The sequence below is a fragment of the Pseudomonas sp. NPDC098747 genome (genome assembly GCF_044760045.1).
In the GTDB taxonomy this organism is placed as follows: Bacteria; Pseudomonadota; Gammaproteobacteria; order Pseudomonadales; family Pseudomonadaceae; genus Aquipseudomonas.
In genome coordinates, this window is the sequence record NZ_JBIWAL010000012.1 from 97808 (window position 1) to 120843 (window position 23036).

A 23036-nucleotide genomic window follows, 5' to 3' on the forward strand; every position below is an offset into this window, starting at 1 on the left:
GCGCCGAAGTCACTGAAGATTAAGCCTGTGAAAATCACCAAACAATCCGATAATCGACTGAGTGTTCGTTTATCGAACAGATTGTTGCCCGCCTATCGTTTGCTGCATGATCGTTAACTCAAGTCGCATCCGCATGGCTGACCATGCCCTTGATCACCACCGCCGCCGTCGCCAACGCCGCCGGAATCACCAACGCCGTCAACACCTGCTCGAAATTCCAGCCCAGGCCCAACAACGTCGCGCCCATCCACGCCCCGAGAATCGCGCCAAAACGGCCGATCCCGAGCATCCACGACACCCCCGTCGCCCGGCCCTGGGTCGGATAAAACCGCGCCGCCAGCGACGGCATTGCCGATTGCGCGCCGTTGACGCACATCCCCGCCACCAGCACCAACGTCGCCAGCAGCGTGATGTTGCCCAGGCTCTGCCCTACCGCGTAGGCAAACACCCCGGCCATCAGGTAGAAAATGCCGATCACCTTGTGCGGATTGAACCGGTCCATCGCCCAGCCTACGCCGACTGCGCTCAACACCCCGCCGAACTGGAACAACGCACCGATGAATGCCGACTGCTCCATGCTCGCGCCACTGTCACGCATCAGCGTCGGCAGCCAACTGGTCAGCAGATAGACGATCACCAGGCCCATGAAATAGGTCAGCCACAGCAATAACGTGCCGGTGCTGTAGGTGCCGGAGAAGATCACGGCGAACACGTTGCGCGCCTTGACGGTTTTCTGCTCCGGCACGCTGAAGCTTGAGGCCTGGGCGACGGTGACCGGATCGATCGGCGCCAGCGTCTTGCGCACTTTGTCGGTGCCACGGTTGCGCACCACCAGATAACGCGCCGATTCCGGCAGCCAGAACACCAGCACCACGGTGAGAATCAGCGGCAGAATCCCGCCGATCAGCAACAGGCTGTGCCAGCCGAACGCCGGGATCAGCTTCGCCGAAATGAACCCGCCACCGGCCATGCCGAGGTTGAAACCGCAGAACATGCTGGTCACCAACAGCGACTTCTTGCGCTCCGGGGTGTATTCCGAGAGCAGCGTGGTCGCATTCGGCATCCCCGCGCCCAGGCCAAGCCCTGTCAGGAAACGCAGGACTAAAAGCTCTTCGATGTTGGTGGCGTAGGCTGAAGCCAGGCTAAACGCGCCGAACAGAAAGACCGCCCCGACCAGCACGACTTTGCGCCCGAAGCGGTCAGCCAGAGGCCCGGAACCGAGTGCGCCGAAAACCATGCCGATCAACGCGGCGCTCATCACCGGGCCGAGGCTGGCGCGATCGATGCCCCAATCCTGCGACAACGCCGGGGCAATAAAACCCATCGCTGCGGTGTCGAGGCCATCAAGGAAGACAATCAGGAAACACAGGATCACCACCCGCCACTGATAGCGCGAGATCGGTTGAGCATTGATGAAGGCCTGCACATCGAGGCAGTTACCCACAGCGGACTGAGGCTGGTTCATTATTTTTATTCCACGCAAAAAACGCAGTCGAACGGCGGCCGGCCAGAGAGCGGCACGGGCACAAGAATAGAAGATCGGGATCAGGCGAAGCGTTGCATCCGGCAACAGCGATCAGAGCTGAGACAGTCGGGGAACATGCGCATGGTGAGTTGCCTCTTGTCATTATTATGGGAGTCGGCAGTCCGGCGGGCTCATTCACATCAGCGCCGGATGACGCTGCCGCGACATTAATGATCCAAGGGTTTTAGCGTCAATTCGATAAACGCAACACTGTGCGTTTATCGAACAGCTTCATCAGGCAAACAGTTGCGCGCTGAGGTCGCGACTGGCGCTGAGCAGGCCCGGCAGAAAGCGCTGTTCCAGCTCGGTGCGGCTAACTCGACCGGCGTGGGTGCTGACGTTGAGCGCCGCCACCACTTGCCCCGAGGCGTCGTAGACCGGCACGGCAATCGAGCGCAGACCTTGTTCCAGTTCCTGATCGACAATGCACCAGCCCTGCTGCCGAACTTCTTGCAGGCATTCGAGCAAAGCGTCCGGGGTGTGGATCGTGCGGCTGGTTTTGGCAACCAGTTCGGCGTGGTCGAGGTATTCCCTCAACGACGTGTCGTCCAGCGCCGCCAGCAGAATCCGTCCCATCGACGTGCAATAGGCCGGCAGACGCCCGCCCACCGACAGATCCACCGAGATCAAGCGCTGGGTGGTGGCCGAACGGGCGATGTAAAGAATGTCGTCGCCCTCGAGCGTGGCCATGTTGCAGGCTTCGTGCAGTTGCTCGCTCATGCGGTCGAGGTACGGCTGCGCGGACACGGCCAGTGGCGTCGATGACAGATAAGCGTGACCGAGGGTCAGCACTTTCGGCAGCAACGAGTAGGTGCGACCGTCCGTGGTGGCGTAGCCGAGTTTGATCAAGGTGTGTAGGCAACGGCGCACCGCAGCGCGGGGAATTTCCGTGCGGTGGCTGATCTGGGCGATGGTCAGGTGCCGTTTGCGCTCCTGAAACGCCTGAACCACCGCCAGGCCACGGGCCAGCGAGGTCATGAAATCCGGATCGCCCATCAGCGCCTGAATGCGCTTGGCCGGCGAGGCGACGATCGGCGGCGCCACGGAAGTGAAGGAGTTGCGCATTTGATCGTTCATTTCAGGTCCTTAATCCGGCACGGATCGATGGCTATACAAGCGGCTCGCGGGGGGATGCACAAGGGTGGCGACGCGAAGATTGGGCGATTATCGAACCGTCGACCGATTATCGCAATCAATCAGACAGCACCTGCCAGATCGCTCAGGGCGTTTGCTGAACTTCGTCGGCAAACAGAACCAGCGCCTTAGTTGACCGACTAAATGACGCCAGAAAACAGATCACTTCGTAAATAATGGTCTGTGCACACTTCAACTACCGATAAAAGTTACGAGTAACAAAACGATCACACATCCAGAACCGTTTTTAACTTGGCAAAGATAGTCATTCCTGAATCGACCGCTATAATGCACCTCAGTGGGACCTCTCTATTAGTACCGAGGTCGTCACCCGCTGACGCGATGTCCATCGCTGTCGGCCCTGGCCAGCGCCTGGCACTTATTGTCAATGTAACGCCAACGCTCGCTGAAACTGGAAACTGATGCTGCGTCAGTTTTAATCTGGTGCCGTAGCCGCCTGCAACACGCAAGTCTTGATCGACTTGCCGACTCAACCAACGCCTGTTCAGGTGTTGGCCTTCGGTAGATTCGCTCAATCGATTCGTTGCAGTGCGTTTCACCAGACATTCAACTCAACTCATACAGGTAGCACTGTGACGAAAGACGAACTGCGCGCGGAACTTGAGCGCCAGGAACAACGTTACAAGGAAGTTTACGGCGGGGAAGTCACCACCTACGCCGCTCAGCCCGAACCGGAACGCAAGGCATGGCGCAAACGCCCCACCGTTCAGGATCAGGTCTTCAAACAGGAAATCGAAAAGATCGAAAAGGAACTCAAAGCCGAAGAGCCATGAGCCACGGGTTTTGATTTTCGAAGGTCAGTGCGCACCGGTTACCAGCGCGGTGTAACGACGCTGCCCTGCGCGCCCGCTACCCGCGGGCAGCAGCCATTCCCCTGTCCTACAGGCTGAAGGGGCGCTTCTCACAGGTTTCATTAATATTTCAGACAAGCGTTTGAGCCCGTGTTTTATTGGGAAAAAGCCCCGCCCTGCCTGGCTTTCCCCAATAAAATCAGCAACTTGAAAAACCCTGCGCGACGCTTGGTTTTAATGCGCTGCAACAAATTAATTCGAATAAGAGTGTTACTGATGAGCAGGTAGGGCATCGATTTCGAGACTTTTCTGGCATAATCGCGCCCCCTTACGACCGGGTCAGAAAACCTTCATGATCGATTTATTCAGCGGACTGGATGCTTGGGTGCTTGTGAGCCTCCTGCTCGCCCTGACATTCGTCCTCGCCTTCGAGTTCATCAATGGATTTCATGACACCGCTAACGCGGTAGCCACTGTTATCTACACCAAAGCCATGCCGCCTCACCTGGCGGTGTTCTTTTCCGGCGTGTTCAACTTCCTCGGCGTGCTGCTGGGTGGCGTGGGCGTGGCGTATGCCATTGTCCATTTGCTGCCGGTTGAGCTGCTGATCAATGTGAACACCGGCCATGGTCTGGCGATGGTGTTCTCGTTGCTTGCCGCGGCAATCGCCTGGAACCTTGGCACCTGGTACTTCGGTATCCCGGCTTCCAGTTCGCATACCCTGATCGGTTCGATCCTGGGTGTCGGCCTGGCCAACGCCCTGATCAACGACATTCCGTTGGCCGATGGTGTGAACTGGCAGAAAGCGATGGACATCGGCGCCTCGCTGGTGTTTTCGCCAATGGCCGGTTTCCTGATCGCCGCACTGATCCTGATCGGCCTGAAATGGTGGCGCCCGCTGTCGAAGATGCACAAGACGCCGGAACAGCGTCGCAAGATCGACGACAAGAAGCACCCACCCTTCTGGAACCGTCTGGTCCTGGTGATCTCGGCCATGGCCGTAAGCTTCGTGCACGGCTCCAACGATGGTCAGAAAGGCATCGGTCTGATCATGCTGGTGCTGATCGGTATCGTACCTGCGCAGTTCGTACTCGACCTGAACAGCACCACCTACCAGATCGAACGTACCCGCGACGCGACGCTGCACCTGAGCCAGTTCTATCAGCGCAATTCCGACTCCCTCGGTGAATTCCTGGCCCTGGGCAAGAGCGTAGAAGGCGACCTGCCGGAGAAATTCCGCTGCAACCCGCAGCAGACCGAACCGACCATCACTGCCCTGCTGCACACCCTTAAAGGTGTTGCGGACTATCGCTCGCTGTCTTCGGACAGCCGTATTGAAGTCCGTCGCTACTTGCTGTGCCTGGACGACACTGCGAAGAAAGTCGGCAAGTTGCCTGGCCTGGAACCACGCGAAAAGGCTGACCTCGACAAACTGCGCAAGGACCTGACCACCACCACCGAATACGCCCCGTTCTGGGTGATTCTGGCGGTCGCACTGGCCTTGGGCCTGGGCACCATGGTCGGCTGGAAACGCGTAGTACTGACCATCGGCGAGAAGATCGGCAAGCAAGGCATGACCTACTCGCAAGGCATGTCGGCGCAGATCACCACCGCCACCCTGATCGGTATGGCCAACATCTTCAGCCTGCCGGTGTCGACCACCCACGTCCTGTCCTCGGGCGTCGCCGGCACCATGGTCGCCAACAAAAGCGGCCTGCAAGGCGGGACGGTTCGCACCATCCTGCTGGCCTGGGTACTGACTCTGCCAGCGACCGTGACATTGTCCGCCGGGTTGTTCTGGCTGGCGTCCAAGGCGTTGGGTAGCTGATAGATAGCTGGAAATGAAAAAGGCGCGATTCGAGAGGATCGCGCCTTTTTTTGGTTTGGGATTTGGGGGTTGGGATTTGGGGGTTGGGGGTATATCCGTTGCTGCGGTGATGGCTGCTTAGGGTTTCGCCCTTACGGCGAGTCACCTTTTCCAAACGCCGAAAAGGTAACCCAAAAGGCTTTGCCCCGGCGTACGGCACTTCGCTTAGGCTCAGTGTTCCCTCGCTACGGTGTCCATCCTGGGGCATCGCCTCCGGTTTGCTGCGCTGCACCTCCTCTCGATGAATGCGGCTGCGCCGCACGGCGCTGCGCGCCTACCCCCCGGATGAACACCTTCGCTCGGCCTGCCGATGGGGCAAAAAATCAAAAGCCAAAGCCAAAGCCAAATCAAGAGCCCCTCACCCTAGCCCTCTCCCGGAGGGAGAGGGAACTGACCGCGTTGTTTGGGAGAGATATATCGATATGAGATACCGAGTCGAGCTCAAGTTCTGAATAGCCCACAAGCCGGCCCCCTCTCCCTCGGGAGAGGGCTGGGGTGAGGGGCAAATCCCCCCCAAAACCAAAGCCGACCGCATCGCTCTCCCACCACTCAACACAATGAGCGTTAGCTCGAGTGCAGCTCTTGATCTAGAGCGCCCGTCGGCAGGCTTCGTTCCGGGGTTCATCCGGGGAGAACATCGAGAGGAGGTGCAGCGAAGCAAACCGCAGGCGATGCGCCCGGATCAATCGCGGAACGAAGGAACCCCGAGCCCCAGCGAGTGGGCCGAACGTCAGGGCACAGACCTTTGGTTACTTTGGGGCGTCTGCCAAAGTGACCCGCCGTAAGGGCGGAACCCTAAGCCGCCATCACAAAAAAAAACGGATATTCACAAAGAACACCCAACAACCTGGTCGGCCCACAGGCCGCCAAGGCACAAAAAAAAGGGCAACCGAAGTCGCCCAAAATGCCTTGCGTGCTCATCAATCCAGAAGAATCACTTCTTGCGCTTATTCGCATCCTTCCAGATAAAAAATCCAAACCCTGCAAAAAACAGAACCATGAGGCCGACGGTCAGCACTCCGGCAAAAACCACGTTATCGAAAAACATGACTGGCCTCCTGGCCCTGCTCTGCTGCGATGGAACTAAGATAACCAAACACGCAGGCGCACAAATTGACCAGGATCAAGTCCGGCCAACACAGAACGCAAAGGAGGGGAAATAACTGACCTGCATCAACAGATGCAGAGGGAGATCAACGCTTTTTCGGCGTGTTTTTTGACTTTTTCTTGGCTTTTCCCAACGGCATCGCCTGCTCGAAGGCATTGCGCACTTCATTCAAGCGCTTCTCTTTGATGTCATGCACGCGCTTGGCGCGCTCAGAATTGAGGTCGATCAGTTTGTCGTCTTGGCTCATAGCGCTCAGTGCATCGTTTGAATGAATCACAACTGCCGCAGGACCGGCAGGACTGCCTCAATAATGCAGCCTGACGCCAGCGCTGACCAGTCGCCAGCACCCACGCTCTACAACAATTCATTTAAGTGACGATGATCAGATCTCGATATCGACCCACAAACCCTGACGCGGCTGATCTTCCATCAGCGGCACCACGGGCACGGTGTTGTCGACATTGAGTTCGTTACCGGGTACGGCGAGGTGTTCTTCCGGGTCTTCATCGGCTTCGCGGCGACGGCGATCACGCTCTTGCTGACGACGCTGTTCTTCGCGCAGCAGCAAACCGTCCTCTTCAGGATCGCGTTTTTGCAGATCGATCGTGCTTTCGTTTGAGCTTTCCTGCACCGGCACCACAGGAGGAATGTCCGGTCGTTGACGAATCGGATCCTGCTGGGAAGTGACTGGCACAACGCTCAAGGGGAGCATCGGTGGCAACATATAAAGGGTCTCCTGTCAGCACGCTATCGGCTGCGACGAAGGCGCCTTGAGCCGTCGGTCGCAAACTTGTGACCGGGTTGGCACTCACTGGTGCCGCAGAACCTTCGGAAACTGACAGATGACCGCATTTGTTTCTGATTGCAGCTTGTATCTAAAAGCTTGCCGCTGCGCCTAATCCTTTGGCCCTGAAGCCTGCATTCCGTTAAGATAGCCCGCTTTTTCAAGGTGGGAGTCAGGCAGCATGGCGCAGCAGTATCAACCGGGGCAACGCTGGATCAGTGACAGCGAAGCAGAGCTTGGTTTAGGCACCGTTCTGGCACAGGACGGCCGCTTGTTGACCGTGCTTTACCCGGCCACTGGCGAAACCCGCCAGTACGCGCTACGGAATGCGCCCCTCACCCGCGTGCGGTTCTCGCCCGGTGACAGCATTACCCACTTCGAAGGCTGGAAGATGACCGTCCAGCAAGTCGACGACGTCGATGGCTTGATGGTCTATCACGGCCTCAACGCGCAGAACGAAGCCGTCACCCTGCCGGAAACCCAGCTGTCGAACTTCATTCAGTTCCGTCTGGCCAGCGACCGTCTGTTCGCCGGCCAGATCGACCCGTTGGCGTGGTTCTCCCTGCGTTACAACACCCTCGAACACACCAGCCGCCAGTTGCAGTCTGCGCTCTGGGGCCTGGGCGGCGTGCGTGCGCAACCGATCGCGCACCAGTTGCACATCGCCCGTGAAGTCGCCGACCGCATCGCGCCGCGTGTATTGCTGGCGGACGAAGTGGGCCTGGGTAAAACCATCGAAGCCGGTCTGGTGATCCATCGCCAATTGCTCTCGGGCCGTGCCAATCGCGTGTTGATCCTGGTGCCGGAAAACCTTCAGCACCAGTGGCTGGTGGAGATGCGCCGCCGCTTCAACCTGCAAGTCGCGCTGTTCGACGAAGAGCGCTTCATCGAAAGCGATGCCGCCAACCCGTTCGAAGACACCCAACTGGCGCTGGTTGCGCTGGAATGGCTGGTCGAAGACGAGAAAGCCCAGGATGCACTGTTCGCGGCCGGCTGGGACTTGCTGGTGGTCGACGAAGCGCACCACCTGGTCTGGCACGAAGAAAAGGCCAGCGCCGAGTATTCGCTGGTCGAGCAACTGGCCGAAGTGATTCCTGGCGTGTTGCTGCTCACCGCGACCCCGGAACAACTCGGTCAGGACAGCCACTTCGCCCGTCTGCGTCTGCTTGATCCGAACCGTTTCCACGACCTGGCCGCCTTCCGCGCCGAGAGCGAAAACTATCGCCCGGTGGCCGAAGCCGTTCAGGAGCTGCTGGACAAAGGGCGCCTGTCGCCTGAAGCACACAAGACCATCCACGGTTTCCTCGGCAACGAAGGCGAAGCCTTGTTGGCCGCAGTCAACGATGGCGACACCGAAGCCAGCGCCCGTCTCGTGCGTGAATTGCTCGACCGCCACGGCACCGGTCGCGTGCTGTTCCGGAACACCCGCGCCGCCGTGCAGGGTTTCCCGCAGCGCAATCTGCACCCATACCCGCTGCCGTGCCCGGACGAATACCTCGAATTGCCGCTGGGCGACCACGCCGAGCTGTATCCGGAAGTCAGCTTCCAGGCGCAGCCGGACGCAAGCGAAGAAGAGCGCTGGTGGAAATTCGACCCGCGCGTCGAGTGGCTGATCGATCAGCTGAAAATGCTCAAGCGCACCAAAGTGCTGGTGATCTGCGCCCATGCCGAAACCGCGATGGACCTGGAAGACGCCCTGCGCGTGCGTTCCGGCATCCCGGCCACGGTGTTCCATGAAGGCATGAACATCCTTGAGCGTGACCGCGCCGCCGCCTACTTCGCCGACGAAGAGTTTGGCGCGCAGGTACTGATCTGCTCGGAAATCGGCAGTGAAGGTCGCAACTTCCAGTTCGCGCACCATTTGGTGCTGTTCGATCTGCCGGCGCATCCGGACCTGCTGGAACAGCGGATCGGTCGTCTCGACCGGATCGGTCAGAAACACATCATCGAACTGCACGTGCCGTACCTGGAAACCAGCCCGCAAGAGCGCCTGTTCCAGTGGTATCACGAAGCGTTGAATGCGTTCCTCAACACGTGCCCGACCGGCAACGCCTTGCAGCACCAGTTCGGCCCGCGCCTGCTGCCGCTGCTGGAAGAAGCCGACGACGCTGAGTGGCAAGCACTGATCGACGAGGCGCGCACCGAGCGCGAGCGTCTGGAACAAGAGCTGCACACCGGTCGTGACCGTCTGCTGGAACTCAACTCTGGCGGTTCGGGCGAAGGTGATCAGTTGGTCGAGGACATCCTTGAGCAAGACGATCAGTTCGCCCTGCCGATCTACATGGAAACCCTGTTCGACGCGTTCGGCATCGACAGCGAAGACCATTCGGAAAACGCCCTGATCCTCAAGCCGAGCGAGAAGATGCTCGACGCCAGTTTCCCGCTGGGCGACGACGAAGGCGTGACCATCACCTACGACCGCAACCAGGAGCTGTCAAGCGAAGACATGCAGTTCATCACCTGGGAACACCCGATGGTGCAGGGCGGCATGGATCTGGTGCTATCCGGTTCGATGGGCAACACCGCCGTCGCGCTGATCAAGAACAAGGCGCTGAAACCGGGCACCGTGTTGCTGGAACTGCTCTACGTCAGCGAAGTGGTTGCCCCGCGCTCGCTACAACTGGGTCGTTACCTGCCGCCGGCTGCCCTGCGCTGCCTGCTGGATGCCAATGGCAACGACTTGTCGTCACGCGTCTCGTTCGAAACGCTGAATGATCAGCTCGAAAGCGTGCCACGTGCCAGCGCCAACAAGTTCATCCAGGCTCAGCGCGATCAACTGACGCCACGGATCAACGCCGGTGAAGAGAAGATCACCCCGCGTCACGCCGAGCGCGTGGCCGAGGCACGTCGCCGTCTGGCGGCCGACACCGACGAAGAGCTGGCGCGTCTGACCGCGTTGCAAGCGGTCAACCCGACCGTACGTGACAGCGAACTGGTTGCGTTGCGTGAGCAGCGTGAGCAGGGCCTGGCGATGCTGGATAAAGCGGCGTTGCGCCTGGAAGCGATCCGGGTGCTGGTGGCGGGTTAATCCGCCCTGCTTCACCGCTAAAAAGAAGGCCCGCAGCGATGCGGGCCTTTTTGTTTGTCTGTTATTTATCAGGCGATGCCGATCCCCCTTCGCGAGCAAGCTCGCTCCCACAGTGTCCGAGTCGTACAAGAACTCCGTGAACACTGCAAAAACTGTGGGAGCGAGCTTGCTCGCGATAGCGGTTATGCAGTCACCGCTGCAACCTGCGGTTCAACCACAGCCACCAACCCATCCTTCATCCGCTGCGCATCCCGCACAAAACACCGCGCCGCCAAAAACAGAAACACCATGGTCAGTAACAGCGCCACAGGAATCAGGTACATCGCATCATGCAACCCGACAGCCTTGAACGCTTCGGTCATCTGCCCCGCTCCGGCCTCCAACATCGCCGTATGCGCGAAATGGTCGGACAAGCCACCCACCACCACCGGCCCCAAACCGCCGCCCAGCAAATACAGCCCGGCAAAAAACAGCGCCATCGCCGTGGCTCGCAGGCGCGGTTCGACCACGTCCTGAATCGCCGTGTACACGCAAGTGTAGAAGTTGTAGGCAAACAGCCAACCCAGGCTGAACACCGCGACAAACAAACCGATCTCGATCCGCCCGGCATGCAACGCCCACGCCGTGCACACAGTCGAGATGATCAGGCTGAATGCTGCAAACAACAGCCGCCCATTGGCCACGCGCTGGTGAATTTTGTCGGCGATCCAGCCGCCGAGGGTCAGGCCGACCAGTCCGGTGACGCCGACGATCACCCCGGTGGCCACCGCAGCGTCCTGCAACGGCATGAGGAAATAACGCTGCAGCATCGGCACCAGAAACGAGTTGCAGGCATAGGTGGCGAAGTTGAAGCACAGCCCCGCCATGACCAGCCACAGGAAGGTCGGCACGGCGAGGATCCGGCGGATCGGCTTGTCGACTTTCTCCTGCGACACCTGCACGCTTTCCGCCGCGCCACGCTTGGGTTCCTTGATGTAAAACATGAACACCGCCAGCAGCAACCCCGGCACGGCTGCGATGAAGAACGGCGCGCGCCAGCTATCGAACGCCTTGACCATCCAGCCGATGGTGAAGAACGCCAGCAGCAACCCCAGCGGCAGCCCCAGCATGAAAATGCCCATGGCCCGCGCCCGACGATGAGCAGGAAACAGATCACCGATCAGCGAGTTGGCGGCCGGCGCGTAACTGGCTTCACCAATGCCGATGCCCATGCGCACGATCAGAAAACTCCAGAAACTGCCGACCAGCCCGTTGACCGCAGTCAGCGCGCTCCACGTCGCCAGGCCCCAGCCCATCAGTTTGCTGCGTGACCCCGTGTCAGCCATGCGCCCAAGCGGCAACCCGGCAATCGCATAGACAATGGTGAACGCCGTACCGACGATGCCCAGCTGAAAGTCGCTGAGATGCCATTCCATGCGGATCGGCTCGATGATGATCGCCGGGATAGTGCGGTCGAAGAAGTTGAACAGGTTGGCGAGGAACAGCAGGAACAGAATGCGCCAGGCATTCGCCGCTTGGGTCGAGTTCTGCATGGGTCCGTCTCTTTATTGTTATGGGGCTTCACTGCCAACGCATTCGAGCCCGGAACCTGCAATCTAGTCAGCGCGGACGCGGCTGTCTGTGATCATTCGTCTGCCTGATATAGGGCCATGCCACTGTAACGAAACGTAAGCCCTTGATAAGTCTGCAATCCCCGTGAATCCGGGGCTTTTATGGCAAAACCTTGCCACAAAAAAATAATTTCAAGCCCCTCTTCCCAACGCCGTTGCGAAGCCTAGAATGGCCGCCGGATCCGCCCGGATCTCCCGATCAATCCTTTTGATACCTTCCCCAATGTCCGAAGTCAGTCCGTGTCTGAATTGCGGTGCCTGCTGTTCCCATTTTCGCGTGTCTTTTTTCTGGGGTGAATGTGCTTCGTCCGGGGGAACTGTGCCCGATGATCTGGTGACGCAAATATCTCCCAGCCGGGTGGCAATGAACGGCACCGACTGCAAATCGCCGCGATGCACGGCATTGGAGGGTGAAGTTGGTAGCAACGTGAGCTGTTCGATTTATGACAAACGCTCCAGCCCCTGCCGTGAATTCGAGTCGTCCTGGGAAAACGGCGAGCAGAATATCGATTGCGACAAGGCGCGCGCCCGCTTCGGCCTGCCCCCCTTGCAACCGGACTGGGCTGAAATCCCCTTTGACAAGAGCGCCTGACGCTTAGCGCCAATCGCTATGACGCTAATGCCGAAATCATTAGCGCCAATGTGCCACTATCGCTTGCTCGCCGAAAACCGCCTCTATACTCCTGTCATCAGCCAGCGTTAACCGCGCGGTAAGGTCTTCAGAGACGGGGCATGCTATGGAGTGGCTTGGTTTGCAGTTTGTTACCGAGCTGCCAGAGAGCGGTCAGGTCATTCTTGATTGCTCACACAACCCGTTGCTGGTGCTGGTGGCCTATCTGGTTGCCTGCGCCGCGAGTTTTGCGACCCTCGATATGGCCGAGCGGGTTGCCCACGCCGATGACCCGAGTTCGCGGCGATTGTGGCGCTGGATAGGCGCGACCTGTCTGGCCGGCGGCATCTGGGCCATGCACTTCATCGGCATGCTCGCCTTTCAGGCGCCGATCGAAATCCAGTACGACCTGCCGATCACCCTGTTTTCCCTGTTGATCGCCCTGCTCGCCTCTTGGCTGGCGATGTACACCCTGAGCCACGCGCGGCCCAGTCTGGTGCTCTACCTGAAAACCGCACTGCTGATCGGTCTCGGTATCGCCGGCATGCATTACGTCGGTATGGCCGCCATGGAATCGCGCGCCACCGCGTACTACGAGCCGTCCTTGTTTGTGCTGTCGATCGCTATCGCCATCGGCGCCAGTTTCGCCGCACTGTGGGTAGCCGGCTACCTGCGTGAAGGCAGTGGCATGGCTCATCAACTGCTCAAGTACAGCGCTGCGCTGATTCTCGGCGCGGGTATTTTCAGCATGCATTTCACCGGGATGGCGGCACTGCAGCTGGTGTTGCCCGAGGGCAGCCTGCCCGCGACGCCGGTCGATACCAGCCAGCTCCAACTGGGCCTGACAGTCGCGCTGATCATCCTGCTGATTCTGAGCAGCGCGATCAGCGCGGCGCTGGCCGACAAAAAACTACAGAACAAGGAAAACGACCTGCGCCGGGTCAACGCCCTGCTCAGCCAACTCGATCAGGCGCGCATGGCGCTGCAACAGGTGGCCAACTACGACGCCCTGACCAACCTGATCAACCGCCGCGGCTTCAACCAGATCTTTGCCGAGAAGCTCAACCAGAAAACCACTGAAGGCGGCATGCTCGCGGTGATGTTTCTGGACATCGACCACTTCAAGCGCATCAACGACAGCCTTGGCCACGACGCCGGCGATGCCCTGCTCAAGGTCATTGCCGATCACATCAAAAGTTCGGTGCGCAGCCATGAAGACGTGGTCGCGCGTTTCGGCGGTGACGAGTTCTGCATCCTGATCAGCCTGCGCGACCGTGAAGAGGCGCGCAACATGGCCCAGCGCATCATGACCAAGATGAAAGAGCCGATAGAACTGGCCGGACGCCGCATGGTGATGACCACCAGCATCGGCATCAGCCTGTTTCCTGAAGATGGCAGCACTTGCGAAGAACTGCTCAAGCACGCCGATCTGGCGCTGTATCAATCCAAGGGCGCCGGGCGCAACGGCCTGCACTTTTTCAATTCCAGCCTGAAAAACCGCGCGACCCTGGAACTGCAACTCGAAGAAGAACTGCGCCACGCCCTGCGCGAAGAAAACGGCCTGATGCTGTATTACCAACCGATCTTCGAACTTAAAACCGGTCGGGTGACCAAGCTCGAAGCGCTGATCCGCTGGCAGCATCCGACTCGTGGTCTGCTGACACCTGACTCTTTTATCAGCATCGCGGAAAACAATGGCCTGATTGCCGAACTGGACAACTGGGTGCTGCGCCGGGCCTGCAAGGACTTGGGCGAGCTGTCGAAACATGGCTGCGAAGAACTGAAAATCGCCTGGAACTGTTCACCGCTGAACCTGGCTCGCGAAGAGCTGGCCGACGAAATCGAAAACGCACTGCGCACCGCCGGTGTTGCGCCGGAACGACTGGAGCTGGAAGTCACCGAAAACGCCTTGATGGGCAACATCGCCAACACCCTGGTGCTGTTGCGCCAGATTCGCGCCCTCGGCGTGTCACTGTCGATCGATGACTTCGGCACCGGCTACTCGTCGCTGGCCTACCTCAAGCGCTTGCCACTCAACACGCTGAAGATCGACCGTTCGTTCATTCTCGACATCCCCAAGGCGACGGCGGACATGGAAATCGTTCAGGCGATCATCGTCATGGCCCACACCCTGCATTTACAGGTGGTCACCGAGGGCGTGGAAAGCCTGGAGCAGTACGAATTTCTCGAACGTTCGGGCTGTGATTTCATTCAGGGCTACTTGCTCAGCCGCCCCGTGCCGCTGGACGAGCTACGCCCGGTGCTGGAAGAAATCAATCAACGCAAACAATCACACTCGGTCAATCCGTTGATTCTGGCGCGCGGTACATTTGCACCAGTGTCGCTGGATCCTTCGCCAAAAAGCCCTGCGCCCCATGCAGGCGCATCAGTTGTGCGGCCAATCCGCTGATCGGCGTGGCCGAGCCTTGCTCGCGGGAGAATTTCACCGCGGTGTCGAGATCCTTGAGCAGCGTGCGTACGTGCCACTTCACCGGTTCAAACCGACTCTCGGCCATTTGCGGGGCGAGGATCTGCAACGGTTTCGAATCGGCAAAACCACCGGCCAACGCTTCCGCGATCAAGCTCGCATCGACCCCGGCCTGCTCGGCCAGCGCCACCACTTCGGCTATCACCAAGGCATTGCAGGCGACGATCATCTGATTGCAGGCCTTGGTCACTTGACCGGCACCCACGCCCCCCATGTGCGTGACGCGTTGACCAAGATCAAGCAGCACCGCGCGTACACGCTCAACATCCGCCGGCTCACCACCGACCATGATCGCCAAACTGCCGGCCTCGGCGCCGACCACCCCGCCGGACACTGGAGAGTCGAGCCAGGCCATGCCGGTTTGACTCAGTAATTGCGCGGCCATCTCACGGGTGGCCGTGGGTTCGAGGCTGGAAAAATCCACCAGTAACTGGCCGCCCTTCGCGCCCTCGGCGACACCGGCCGGGCCAAACACCACCTCGCGCACCACTGCGGTATCCGCCAGGCACAACATCACAACGTCGGCGTGTTCGCACAACTCAAAGGGGTTGGCGACTTGGCGGGCGCCGGCCGCGACCAGTGGCGCGCACTTGGCCGGGTTGCGATTCCACACCGTCAGCGGATAACCCGCCGCCAGCAGGCGTCGGCACATCGGCAGGCCCATCAGGCCGATTCCGGCAAACCCCAACGAAGATCGCGATGACATCATTTAGCCTCCTTTTGATTAAAGATCGCCGAATAATGGCCGATTCATCAACGATCAGGAAAGGATTCCCCCGAGCGACAGTCAGGCCAAGTCCCTGACGCCCGGGCCAAATTCGCGCAAAAAAGACGCGAGATCTTATTCCGTGAGGTTCGCAGGCACTGGTCAGCGAGCCAACAGTCCAGGTATATGGCGCACAATGACTTCTAAAAATAATCCCGCCACAGCGGTATCCGATCTGACCTTGAGCCCGGCTGCGAACAGCCCGTCATCGTCCAAGCCTTCGGTTCCCTCACGCCCGCTGTCGACCCAGCAATACCTGTACTTCACCGAAACCAATACCGACCGCATCCTCGACAACCTCGATGGTTTGCGCGATATGGTGTTCCCTCGCCCACCGCACCTGGAAGGCGACAACGAACAGCACAACGATCAGGAATTCCCGTCGGTGTGCCTGATCGGCCTCGGTCGCTGCGGCTCCAACATCGCCCTCGATGTGGCGGAGCTGGTGTACAACGCACGCAAGTTCTACCTCAACGAATTCAACAACGAAGACCGTGCAGCCGACCGACGTTCGGCCGACAAAGGCTACAGCCCGGCGCAGTGGATCAAAAACAACCTGCGACTTGGCACGAACAAGGCCAGCAAACCGGTGTTTCTGGTGGAACCGCTGGTAATGCTCGGCGACCTCGACAAGGACATTGCAGGGCGCATCCGTTTCTCACGCAAGGGCGAGAAAAGCGGCTTTCTGCGTGACTACAGCAAAATGAAGATCATGGACTTGTCTGAAGTCCACGCCGGTGGCGCCGGTAACGCGCCGATCCTCGGCCAGTACCTGGCGAAGATCATCCTCAACAAGGACACCCAGCGCTTCTCCAGCCCAGACTGGAAAATGATCCATTCGTACCTGATCGACAGCTGCGGCATCAAGGCCAACCAGTCGCGCCTTTACTTCTCGATCTTCAGTGCCGGCGGCGGTACCGGTTCGGGCATGGCCTCGGAATTCGGCCTGGCCCAGCAGCACTCGTACATGAACAAGACGTTCGACACCAAACCGATGGACGAACATGACGGCAAAAGCGGTCATTCGTTCGTGTTCGAGCCGATCTTCACCAGCGGCATCTGCGTGCTGCCGAACATTTCCGATCACCGCAGCGAAATGTCCGAGGCGCTGCACATCAACGCCGGACGCCTGCTGTGCAAATACCTCTCGGAAGAATGGGATTTCTCCTACAACTTCGCCAATGAAGACAGCAGCGAAGCCAGCGTGATGGGGCGTATTCGCCCATGGAACGCGATGATGCTGATCTCCAACGACATCATGCGTTACGCCGAAGAGAGCGATGACGGCAACATCCAGAACATTGATGTCAATGCGATGGAAAAACACGCCAACCAGTACATCTCGCAGCAGATCTTCAACATTCTGACGGCGCAGGCAGTCACCACCGACTACGACCAGAACTACTTCCGTCGTGCCGGCATCGACATCGGCGAAACCATTCGCCTCGACGCCAACGACCTGTTCATGAGCCTGGCCGGGCCGGTGGCGATTGCCTACGCCGAATCGGTGGTGCCGGAAACCCCGCCGCCAAGCAGCGACAAGTTCAAGGTGTTCGAGAAAGAGCCGCAGCGCCTGAACATCGACGATCTCTTTTTCCGTTCGATCGACCTGCCGCACTTCAACAAAGTCACCCAGGCGATCGAAGGCATCAGCCTGTTGCCGATCGAATCCAAGCGCTATCGCGCCTCGCTTGAGCAGTACAAGAATTCCGGTTACGACGCCGCTGCGCTGCACGACCTGCACTTCTTCAAGAACTGCTCGTCGGTGGTCTCGATTGTCTCGCTGCCCAAAGACTACAAGCTGTCGTACATGGATCTGAACCGGTTGAAGACGCACCTCAACAGCCTGTTCCCCAACACCACGCTCAAGCGCTACGCGCTGGTGATCGGCGCCTCGGCCAACCTGTCGCTGACTACGTTGATCGCCAAGAGCCCGTGCCTGTCGGACGACTTCCTGACCTTGATCGTGGCGTTCATCAAGCGCTGCTTCGCGAAGAACCCGTACCGTTTCGACGAGACGCTGGATAACTCGATCCTCGACTTCATCATCAATGAAGAATTCGACGAAGACCGCATCGACGAACTGCTCAACGAGTTCGAGAACCCGGCGAAGATCCTCGACACCAACTGGTACGCGATCAAACCGATGTACGAGAAGAAGTATCGCGAGCTGATCAACGATAAAGAGAAGTTTGTCTCGATCAACGACATTCGTCTGTCGCGTGATTGCGTGAAGAAGTCGATCAAGTACCTGCGCGAGATCTACCGTCACCGGATTGGCAAGACCAAGGTTATTTCGCTGAATAACCATACCGGGAAGTCGTTTACGGTCTGATCCGAGACCGAGTCGCCCCATTCGCGAGCAAGCTCGCTCCCACAGTTGACCGTATTTCTATAGATGGAACTCGGTAAAATGTGGGAGCGAGCTTGCTCGCGAAGGGGCCATCAATTTCACTGCAAAAATCCAGTCCTCTAACATCCAGAAACAATTAAGCAGCCGTTAGGCTGCTTACTAAACTGTGCCCGTTACGTTTACGTCACCGTTATGCCACCCCCGCCTGTGGCGAATCTCTACGGCAACGTGCCATCACGCTACTCGGCTACACACTTTCGTTGGCCGATGTCGCGCACCAATAAGGTGCGACCAGTTATTCGCCCGCCCTTTCCTGGATCAAAATCCACGGACTGACCACCACCGCCCACAGCGCAGGGTCACGCTCGAAAAGGTCCAGCGCCCGCGATTCAGACAGCTTGGCGACCCTGTCTTCGGCCAGCCAGGCAGCGACTTTCTCGCCTTCATCCGAGGCCACGGCTTCGGCGGCGGCGATCAGATCCAGGCTCGGGTCGACCCACAATAGGGCACCCTTGGCGAAGAACGGCTCCAGCTCTTTCCAGGTAATAGATGCGGTTTCACCAAGCAGCTTGGCATAGAGGGTGCTAGGTTCTTGATTCATGGGAACTGTCCGGAAAAGAAATCGACGCGAATAATAACGTCGGTGGTCCGCCAGAAAAACCCGGTTGCAAAAAGCTGTACCGAACGAAAAGAGCAGGAACGCCAAGGAATGCTGTTGATTGGGATATATGCCCACGAACGCCCCGCCGCAATTCTGTCTTTTTCATTCAAAAATGCGACACCCTCAAGTTTTGTCCCTCGGCGCCCGCTTCCCAGGCCAACAACCGGCGCTCTACACTGTACCGGTACAGTTGCCGAGGGCATTTCCGCAGGGTATCGCAAAGATATCTGACCCGGTTCTGCTGCTACGGCGCCAGAACTCAAAAAAAAATTACAACAGTAAGAGTGGAGCACTATGACTAAGGCTACTAAGCAGATTTCCAAACTGTTTGCCGCTATGGTTCTGGCCGGGGTTGCCAGCCATTCGTTCGCAGCTGACACCATCAAAATCGGTATCGCCGGTCCTAAAACCGGTCCAGTAGCCCAATACGGCGACATGCAGTTCAGTGGCGCGAAAATGGCCATCGAACAGATCAACGCCAAGGGCGGCGTCGACGGCAAGCAACTTCAAGCCGTTGAATACGACGATGCCTGCGATCCAAAACAAGCGGTAGCGGTGGCGAACAAGGTCGTCAACGACGGCGTCAAGTTCGTGGTCGGTCACCTGTGCTCCAGCTCCACTCAACCGGCTTCGGATATCTACGAAGACGAAGGCGTGATCATGATCACCCCGGCTGCCACCAGCCCGGACATCACCGCCCGTGGTTACAAAATGATCTTCCGTACTATCGGTCTGGACAGCGCCCAGGGCCCTGCCGCCGGTAACTACATCGCCGACCACGTCAAACCGAAAATCGTCGGCGTGCTGCACGACAAGCAGCAATACGGTGAAGGCATTGCCACTGCCGTCAAATCGACTCTTGAGAAGAAAGGCACCAAAGTTGCCGTGTTCGAAGGCGTCAACGCCGGCGACAAGGACTTCTCGGCAATCATTGCCAAACTCAAGCAAGCCAACGTCGACTTCGTTTACTACGGCGGCTACCACCCAGAGCTGGGTCTGATCCTGCGCCAAGCCCAGGAAAAAGGCCTGAAAGCCAAGTTCATGGGTCCGGAAGGCGTGGGTAACGACTCGATCACCCAGATCGCCAAAGACGCTGCCGAAGGCCTGCTGGTAACCCTGCCGAAATCCTTCGACCAGGACCCTGCCAACATCGCCCTGGCTGATGCATTCAAAGCGAAGAAAGAAGACCCAAGCGGCCCGTTCGTGTTCCCGTCCTACTCGGCCGTGACCCTGATTGCCGAAGGCATCAAGGCTGCCAAGTCCGAAGACCCGACCAAAGTGGCTGAAGCCATTCACGCCGGTACCTTCAAGACCCCGACTGGCGACCTGAGCTACGACGCCAAGGGCGACTTGAAAGACTTCAAATTCGTCGTCTACGAGTGGCACAACGGCAAGCCGAAAACTGAAGCTTCGCCTCAGTAAGGCACAGCCGAACTGACTGCCAATAAAGCCCACGGCGAGGTGTACATGATTGGCTCTTACGTGGCGTTCATCGCCATCGCCGGGCTGACAATGATGGGACTCGACAGTGTCCCGCTGTTGATGACGGCGGCCTTCATTGCCAGCATCGTCGTGACCAGTTCCTACGGTTACAGCATCGAACGGATCGCCTACCGCCCTCTGCGCGGCAGCAACCGTCTGATCCCGCTGATTTCCGCCATCGGTATGTCGATCTTCCTGCAGAACACGGTTCTGCTGGCGCAAGACTCCAAGGACAAAGCGATCCCCAACCTGATTCCGGGCAACATTGTTTTCGGGCCAGGTGGCGCACAAGAAGTGCTGATTTCCTACATGCAGATCGTGGTGTTCGTGGTCACGTTGATCGCCATGCTCGGCCTGACATTGTTCATCTCACGCTCTCGTCTGGGCCGCGCCTGCCGCGCCTGTGCCGAAGACATCAAGATGGCCAACCTGCTCGGCATCAACACCAACAACATCATCGCCCTGACCTTCGTCATTGGTGCTGCGCTGGCGGCCGTCGCGGCTGTACTGCTGAGCATGCAATACGGGGTGATCAACCCGAACGCCGGTTTCCTCGTCGGCCTCAAAGCCTTCACCGCCGCAGTACTGGGCGGCATCGGCAGCATCCCCGGCGCCATGCTCGGCGGCTTGGTGCTTGGGGTGGCGGAAGCGTTCGGTGCCGATATCTTCGGCGACCAGTACAAGGACGTCGTGGCTTTCGGCTTGTTGGTTCTGGTGCTGTTGTTCCGTCCGACCGGCATTCTGGGCCGTCCGGAGGTTGAGAAAGTATGACTAGGAATCTAAAACAGGCACTGTTCAGTGCCTTGCTGGTGTGGGCCGTGGCCTACCCGGTACTCGGTCTGAAACTGACCATCGTCGGCATCAACCTGGAAGTGCACAACACCAGCACGGCCGTTCTGGCGACCATCGCCATCTGCTCGGTGCTGATGTTCCTGCGCGTGCTGTTCAACCAGCAGATCAGCAAGGCCTGGCGATCGTCGCCGGGCATGCCACTGATCCCGGCCAAGGCCAGCAACTTCCTGACCCTGCCGACCACTCAGCGCTATTTCATCATTGCGCTGATCCTGCTTGCGCTGGTGTGGCCGTTCTTCGGCTCCCGTGGTGCGGTGGATATCGCCACGCTGATCCTGATCTACGTGATGCTCGGCCTGGGCCTGAACATCGTCGTCGGTCTGGCCGGTCTGCTCGACCTCGGTTACGTCGGTTTCTACGCCGTCGGCGCCTACAGCTACGCGCTGTTGTCGCACTACTACGGCCTGAGCTTCTGGATCTGCCTGCCGATTGCCGGCCTGATGGCGGCGACGTTCGGCTTCTTGCTGGGCTTCCCGGTCTTGCGTTTGCGCGGTGACTATCTGGCGATCGTGACCCTCGGTTTCGGCGAGATCATTCGTCTGTTCTTGCGTAATCTCACCGACATCACCGGTGGTCCGAACGGCATCAGCAACATCGAGAAGCCGACGTTCTTCGGTTTGACCTTCGAACGCAAAGCCGCAGAAGGCATGCAAACCTTCCACGAGTATTTCGGCCTGCAATACAACTCGATCAACAAGGTGATCTTCCTTTACCTCGTTGCCCTGTTGCTGGCGCTGGCGGCACTGTTCGTCATCAACCGTTTGCTGCGCATGCCGATCGGCCGTGCGTGGGAAGCGCTGCGTGAAGACGAAATCGCTTGCCGCGCGCTAGGTCTCAACCCAACCGTGATCAAGCTTTCCGCGTTCACCCTCGGCGCTGCATTCGCCGGTTTTGCCGGCAGCTTCTTCGCAGCTCGCCAAGGCTTGGTCACGCCGGAGTCGTTCACCTTCATCGAGTCGGCGATCATTCTCGCCATCGTCGTGTTGGGTGGCATGGGCTCGCAACTGGGCGTGATTCTCGCGGCCGTGGTGATGATCCTGTTGCCGGAAATGATGCGTGAGTTCAGCGAGTACCGCATGTTGATGTTCGGTGCCCTGATGGTGTTGATGATGATCTGGCGTCCACAAGGTCTGCTGCCGATGCAACGCCCACACATGGAGTTGCGAAAATGAGCCGCGAGATCCTTAAAGTTGAAAACCTGAGCATGCGCTTCGGCGGCTTGCTGGCGGTCAACGGCGTGGCCCTGACCGTGAAGGAAAAACAGGTGGTTGCACTGATCGGGCCGAACGGCGCGGGCAAGACCACCGTGTTCAACTGCCTGACCGGGTTCTATCAGCCAAGCGGCGGCAGCATCCTGCTCGACGGTGAGCCGATCCAGGGCCTGCCAGGCCACAAGATCGCCCTCAAAGGCGTGGTGCGTACCTTCCAGAACGTGCGGCTGTTCAAGGACATGACGGCGGTCGAGAACCTGTTGATCGCCCAGCACCGTCACCTGAACACCAACTTCCTGTCCGGCCTGTTCAAGACCCCGGCGTTCCGCAAAAGCGAGCGCGAGGCGATGGAATTTGCCGAGTACTGGCTGGATAAGGTCAACCTCAAAGAGTTCGCCAACCGTACCGCCGGCACCTTGGCCTACGGTCAGCAACGTCGTCTGGAAATCGCCCGCTGCATGATGACCCGTCCGCGGATCCTCATGCTCGACGAACCGGCCGCCGGCCTGAACCCGAAGGAAACCGAAGACCTCAAAGCACTGATCAGCATGCTGCGTGAAGAGCACAACGTCACCGTGCTGCTGATCGAGCACGACATGAAACTGGTCATGAGCATTTCCGACCACATCGTTGTGATCAACCAGGGCACGCCTCTGGCCGACGGTACGCCGGAACAGATCCGCGACAATCCTGAAGTGATCAAAGCCTACCTGGGGGAAGCGTAAATGCTGCATTTCGAAAAAGT

General features: G+C 58.8%; 17 protein-coding genes and 1 pseudogene. 10 read left to right on the forward strand and 8 right to left on the reverse strand.

Annotated elements, in window-relative coordinates; translation table 11 throughout:
• Positions 1-118: 118 nt before the first annotated feature.
• A complete protein-coding gene (locus ACIQVE_RS10705) occupies positions 119-1465 on the reverse strand; it encodes an MFS transporter (RefSeq protein ID WP_402807685.1) in 1347 nt (448 codons plus the stop codon).
• A gap of 294 nt (positions 1466-1759) precedes the next feature.
• Positions 1760-2602, reverse strand: coding sequence for a pca regulon transcriptional regulator PcaR (gene pcaR / locus ACIQVE_RS10710; RefSeq protein ID WP_402807687.1), 843 nt, complete (start codon positions 2600-2602; stop codon positions 1760-1762).
• A 650-nt stretch (positions 2603-3252) separates the two neighbouring features.
• Between pcaR and ACIQVE_RS10715 the strand changes: the two genes are divergently transcribed.
• Both ACIQVE_RS10715 and ACIQVE_RS10720 read left to right on the forward strand, forming a co-directional pair.
• Positions 3253-3453: a hypothetical protein gene (locus ACIQVE_RS10715; RefSeq protein ID WP_008080067.1), complete on the forward strand. Its 201-nt coding sequence runs from the start codon at positions 3253-3255 to the stop codon at positions 3451-3453.
• Between the two features lie 370 nt (positions 3454-3823).
• Positions 3824-5299 (forward strand): inorganic phosphate transporter, encoded by a 1476-nt coding sequence (locus tag ACIQVE_RS10720; RefSeq protein ID WP_402807689.1) that lies wholly within the window; start codon positions 3824-3826, stop codon positions 5297-5299.
• Between the two features lie 973 nt (positions 5300-6272).
• Here the strand turns inward: ACIQVE_RS10720 and ccoM are convergent.
• The 3 genes from ccoM to ACIQVE_RS10735 form a co-directional block, all read right to left on the reverse strand.
• Positions 6273-6386 (reverse strand): cytochrome c oxidase subunit CcoM, encoded by a 114-nt coding sequence (ccoM, locus tag ACIQVE_RS10725; RefSeq protein WP_003222396.1) that lies wholly within the window; start codon positions 6384-6386, stop codon positions 6273-6275.
• 145 nt (positions 6387-6531) lie between these two features.
• Positions 6532-6693: a hypothetical protein gene (locus ACIQVE_RS10730; RefSeq protein WP_402807692.1), complete on the reverse strand. Its 162-nt coding sequence runs from the start codon at positions 6691-6693 to the stop codon at positions 6532-6534.
• A 135-nt stretch (positions 6694-6828) separates the two neighbouring features.
• Positions 6829-7170: an aspartate-semialdehyde dehydrogenase gene (locus ACIQVE_RS10735; protein ID WP_402807694.1), complete on the reverse strand. Its 342-nt coding sequence runs from the start codon at positions 7168-7170 to the stop codon at positions 6829-6831.
• Between the two features lie 241 nt (positions 7171-7411).
• Between ACIQVE_RS10735 and rapA the strand changes: the two genes are divergently transcribed.
• Positions 7412-10258, forward strand: coding sequence for an RNA polymerase-associated protein RapA (gene rapA / locus ACIQVE_RS10740; protein WP_402807696.1), 2847 nt, complete (start codon positions 7412-7414; stop codon positions 10256-10258).
• A 182-nt stretch (positions 10259-10440) separates the two neighbouring features.
• Here rapA and ACIQVE_RS10745 read toward each other — a convergent pair whose 3' ends face one another.
• Positions 10441-11790, reverse strand: a complete 1350-nt coding sequence (locus ACIQVE_RS10745) for a spinster family MFS transporter (protein WP_402807698.1) — start codon at positions 11788-11790, stop codon at positions 10441-10443.
• A 301-nt stretch (positions 11791-12091) separates the two neighbouring features.
• Here ACIQVE_RS10745 and ACIQVE_RS10750 point away from each other — a divergent pair, with 301 nt between their 5' ends.
• Positions 12092-12460 (forward strand): YkgJ family cysteine cluster protein, encoded by a 369-nt coding sequence (locus ACIQVE_RS10750; RefSeq protein ID WP_402807701.1) that lies wholly within the window; start codon positions 12092-12094, stop codon positions 12458-12460.
• A gap of 145 nt (positions 12461-12605) precedes the next feature.
• Entirely contained in the window at positions 12606-14888 is a 2283-nt protein-coding gene (locus ACIQVE_RS10755; protein WP_402807704.1) for a putative bifunctional diguanylate cyclase/phosphodiesterase, read from the forward strand.
• On the opposite strand, the gene ACIQVE_RS10760 is transcribed toward ACIQVE_RS10755, so the two are convergent.
• Positions 14779-15675: an NAD(P)-dependent oxidoreductase gene (locus tag ACIQVE_RS10760; RefSeq protein ID WP_402807706.1), complete on the reverse strand. Its 897-nt coding sequence runs from the start codon at positions 15673-15675 to the stop codon at positions 14779-14781. The two genes, ACIQVE_RS10755 and ACIQVE_RS10760, sit on opposite strands and share 110 nt — an antisense overlap.
• 193 nt (positions 15676-15868) lie before the next feature.
• Between ACIQVE_RS10760 and ACIQVE_RS10765 the strand changes: the two genes are divergently transcribed.
• Positions 15869-18067 (forward strand): hypothetical protein, encoded by a 2199-nt coding sequence (locus tag ACIQVE_RS10765; protein WP_402807708.1) that lies wholly within the window; start codon positions 15869-15871, stop codon positions 18065-18067.
• Positions 18068-18380: 313 nt separating this feature from the next.
• Here the strand turns inward: ACIQVE_RS10765 and ACIQVE_RS10770 are convergent, their stop codons facing one another.
• On the reverse strand, positions 18381-18686 hold the full coding sequence (locus tag ACIQVE_RS10770; protein WP_402807711.1) for a DUF2288 domain-containing protein: 306 nt from the start codon (positions 18684-18686) through the stop codon (positions 18381-18383).
• Between the two features lie 354 nt (positions 18687-19040).
• Between ACIQVE_RS10770 and ACIQVE_RS10775 the strand changes: the two genes are divergently transcribed.
• The 4 genes and pseudogenes from ACIQVE_RS10775 to livG all read left to right on the forward strand — a co-directional run bounded on the left by ACIQVE_RS10775 (position 19041) and on the right by livG (position 23016).
• Positions 19041-20168, forward strand: a complete 1128-nt coding sequence (locus tag ACIQVE_RS10775) for a branched-chain amino acid ABC transporter substrate-binding protein (RefSeq protein ID WP_402807714.1) — start codon at positions 19041-19043, stop codon at positions 20166-20168.
• A gap of 21 nt (positions 20169-20189) precedes the next feature.
• Positions 20190-20999: pseudogene (gene livH, locus ACIQVE_RS10780) on the forward strand (high-affinity branched-chain amino acid ABC transporter permease LivH); the annotation flags it as partial.
• Positions 20996-22252: a high-affinity branched-chain amino acid ABC transporter permease LivM gene (locus ACIQVE_RS10785; protein WP_402807717.1), complete on the forward strand. Its 1257-nt coding sequence runs from the start codon at positions 20996-20998 to the stop codon at positions 22250-22252. The pseudogene livH and the gene ACIQVE_RS10785, both read left to right, overlap by 4 nt.
• A complete protein-coding gene (gene livG / locus ACIQVE_RS10790; RefSeq protein ID WP_042557989.1) occupies positions 22249-23016 on the forward strand; it encodes a high-affinity branched-chain amino acid ABC transporter ATP-binding protein LivG in 768 nt (255 codons plus the stop codon). The genes ACIQVE_RS10785 and livG overlap by 4 nt, the downstream gene beginning before the upstream one ends.
• The last annotated feature ends 20 nt before the right edge of the window (positions 23017-23036 follow it).

Coding starts and splice junctions, on each gene's coding strand:
- ACIQVE_RS10755 (WP_402807704.1), top strand. CDS start 12,606: ATGGAGTGGCTTGGTTTGCAGTTTGTTACCGAGCTGCCAGAGAGCGGT.
- ACIQVE_RS10745 (WP_402807698.1), bottom strand. CDS start 11,790: ATGCAGAACTCGACCCAAGCGGCGAATGCCTGGCGCATTCTGTTCCTG.
- ACIQVE_RS10705 (WP_402807685.1), bottom strand. CDS start 1,465: ATGAACCAGCCTCAGTCCGCTGTGGGTAACTGCCTCGATGTGCAGGCC.
- ACIQVE_RS10760 (WP_402807706.1), bottom strand. CDS start 15,675: ATGATGTCATCGCGATCTTCGTTGGGGTTTGCCGGAATCGGCCTGATG.
- livG (WP_042557989.1), top strand. CDS start 22,249: ATGAGCCGCGAGATCCTTAAAGTTGAAAACCTGAGCATGCGCTTCGGC.
- ACIQVE_RS10730 (WP_402807692.1), bottom strand. CDS start 6,693: ATGAGCCAAGACGACAAACTGATCGACCTCAATTCTGAGCGCGCCAAG.
- pcaR (WP_402807687.1), bottom strand. CDS start 2,602: ATGAACGATCAAATGCGCAACTCCTTCACTTCCGTGGCGCCGCCGATC.
- ACIQVE_RS10770 (WP_402807711.1), bottom strand. CDS start 18,686: ATGAATCAAGAACCTAGCACCCTCTATGCCAAGCTGCTTGGTGAAACC.
- ccoM (WP_003222396.1), bottom strand. CDS start 6,386: ATGTTTTTCGATAACGTGGTTTTTGCCGGAGTGCTGACCGTCGGCCTC.
- ACIQVE_RS10765 (WP_402807708.1), top strand. CDS start 15,869: ATGACTTCTAAAAATAATCCCGCCACAGCGGTATCCGATCTGACCTTG.
- ACIQVE_RS10750 (WP_402807701.1), top strand. CDS start 12,092: ATGTCCGAAGTCAGTCCGTGTCTGAATTGCGGTGCCTGCTGTTCCCAT.
- ACIQVE_RS10785 (WP_402807717.1), top strand. CDS start 20,996: ATGACTAGGAATCTAAAACAGGCACTGTTCAGTGCCTTGCTGGTGTGG.
- ACIQVE_RS10775 (WP_402807714.1), top strand. CDS start 19,041: ATGACTAAGGCTACTAAGCAGATTTCCAAACTGTTTGCCGCTATGGTT.
- ACIQVE_RS10735 (WP_402807694.1), bottom strand. CDS start 7,170: ATGTTGCCACCGATGCTCCCCTTGAGCGTTGTGCCAGTCACTTCCCAG.
- rapA (WP_402807696.1), top strand. CDS start 7,412: ATGGCGCAGCAGTATCAACCGGGGCAACGCTGGATCAGTGACAGCGAA.
- ACIQVE_RS10720 (WP_402807689.1), top strand. CDS start 3,824: ATGATCGATTTATTCAGCGGACTGGATGCTTGGGTGCTTGTGAGCCTC.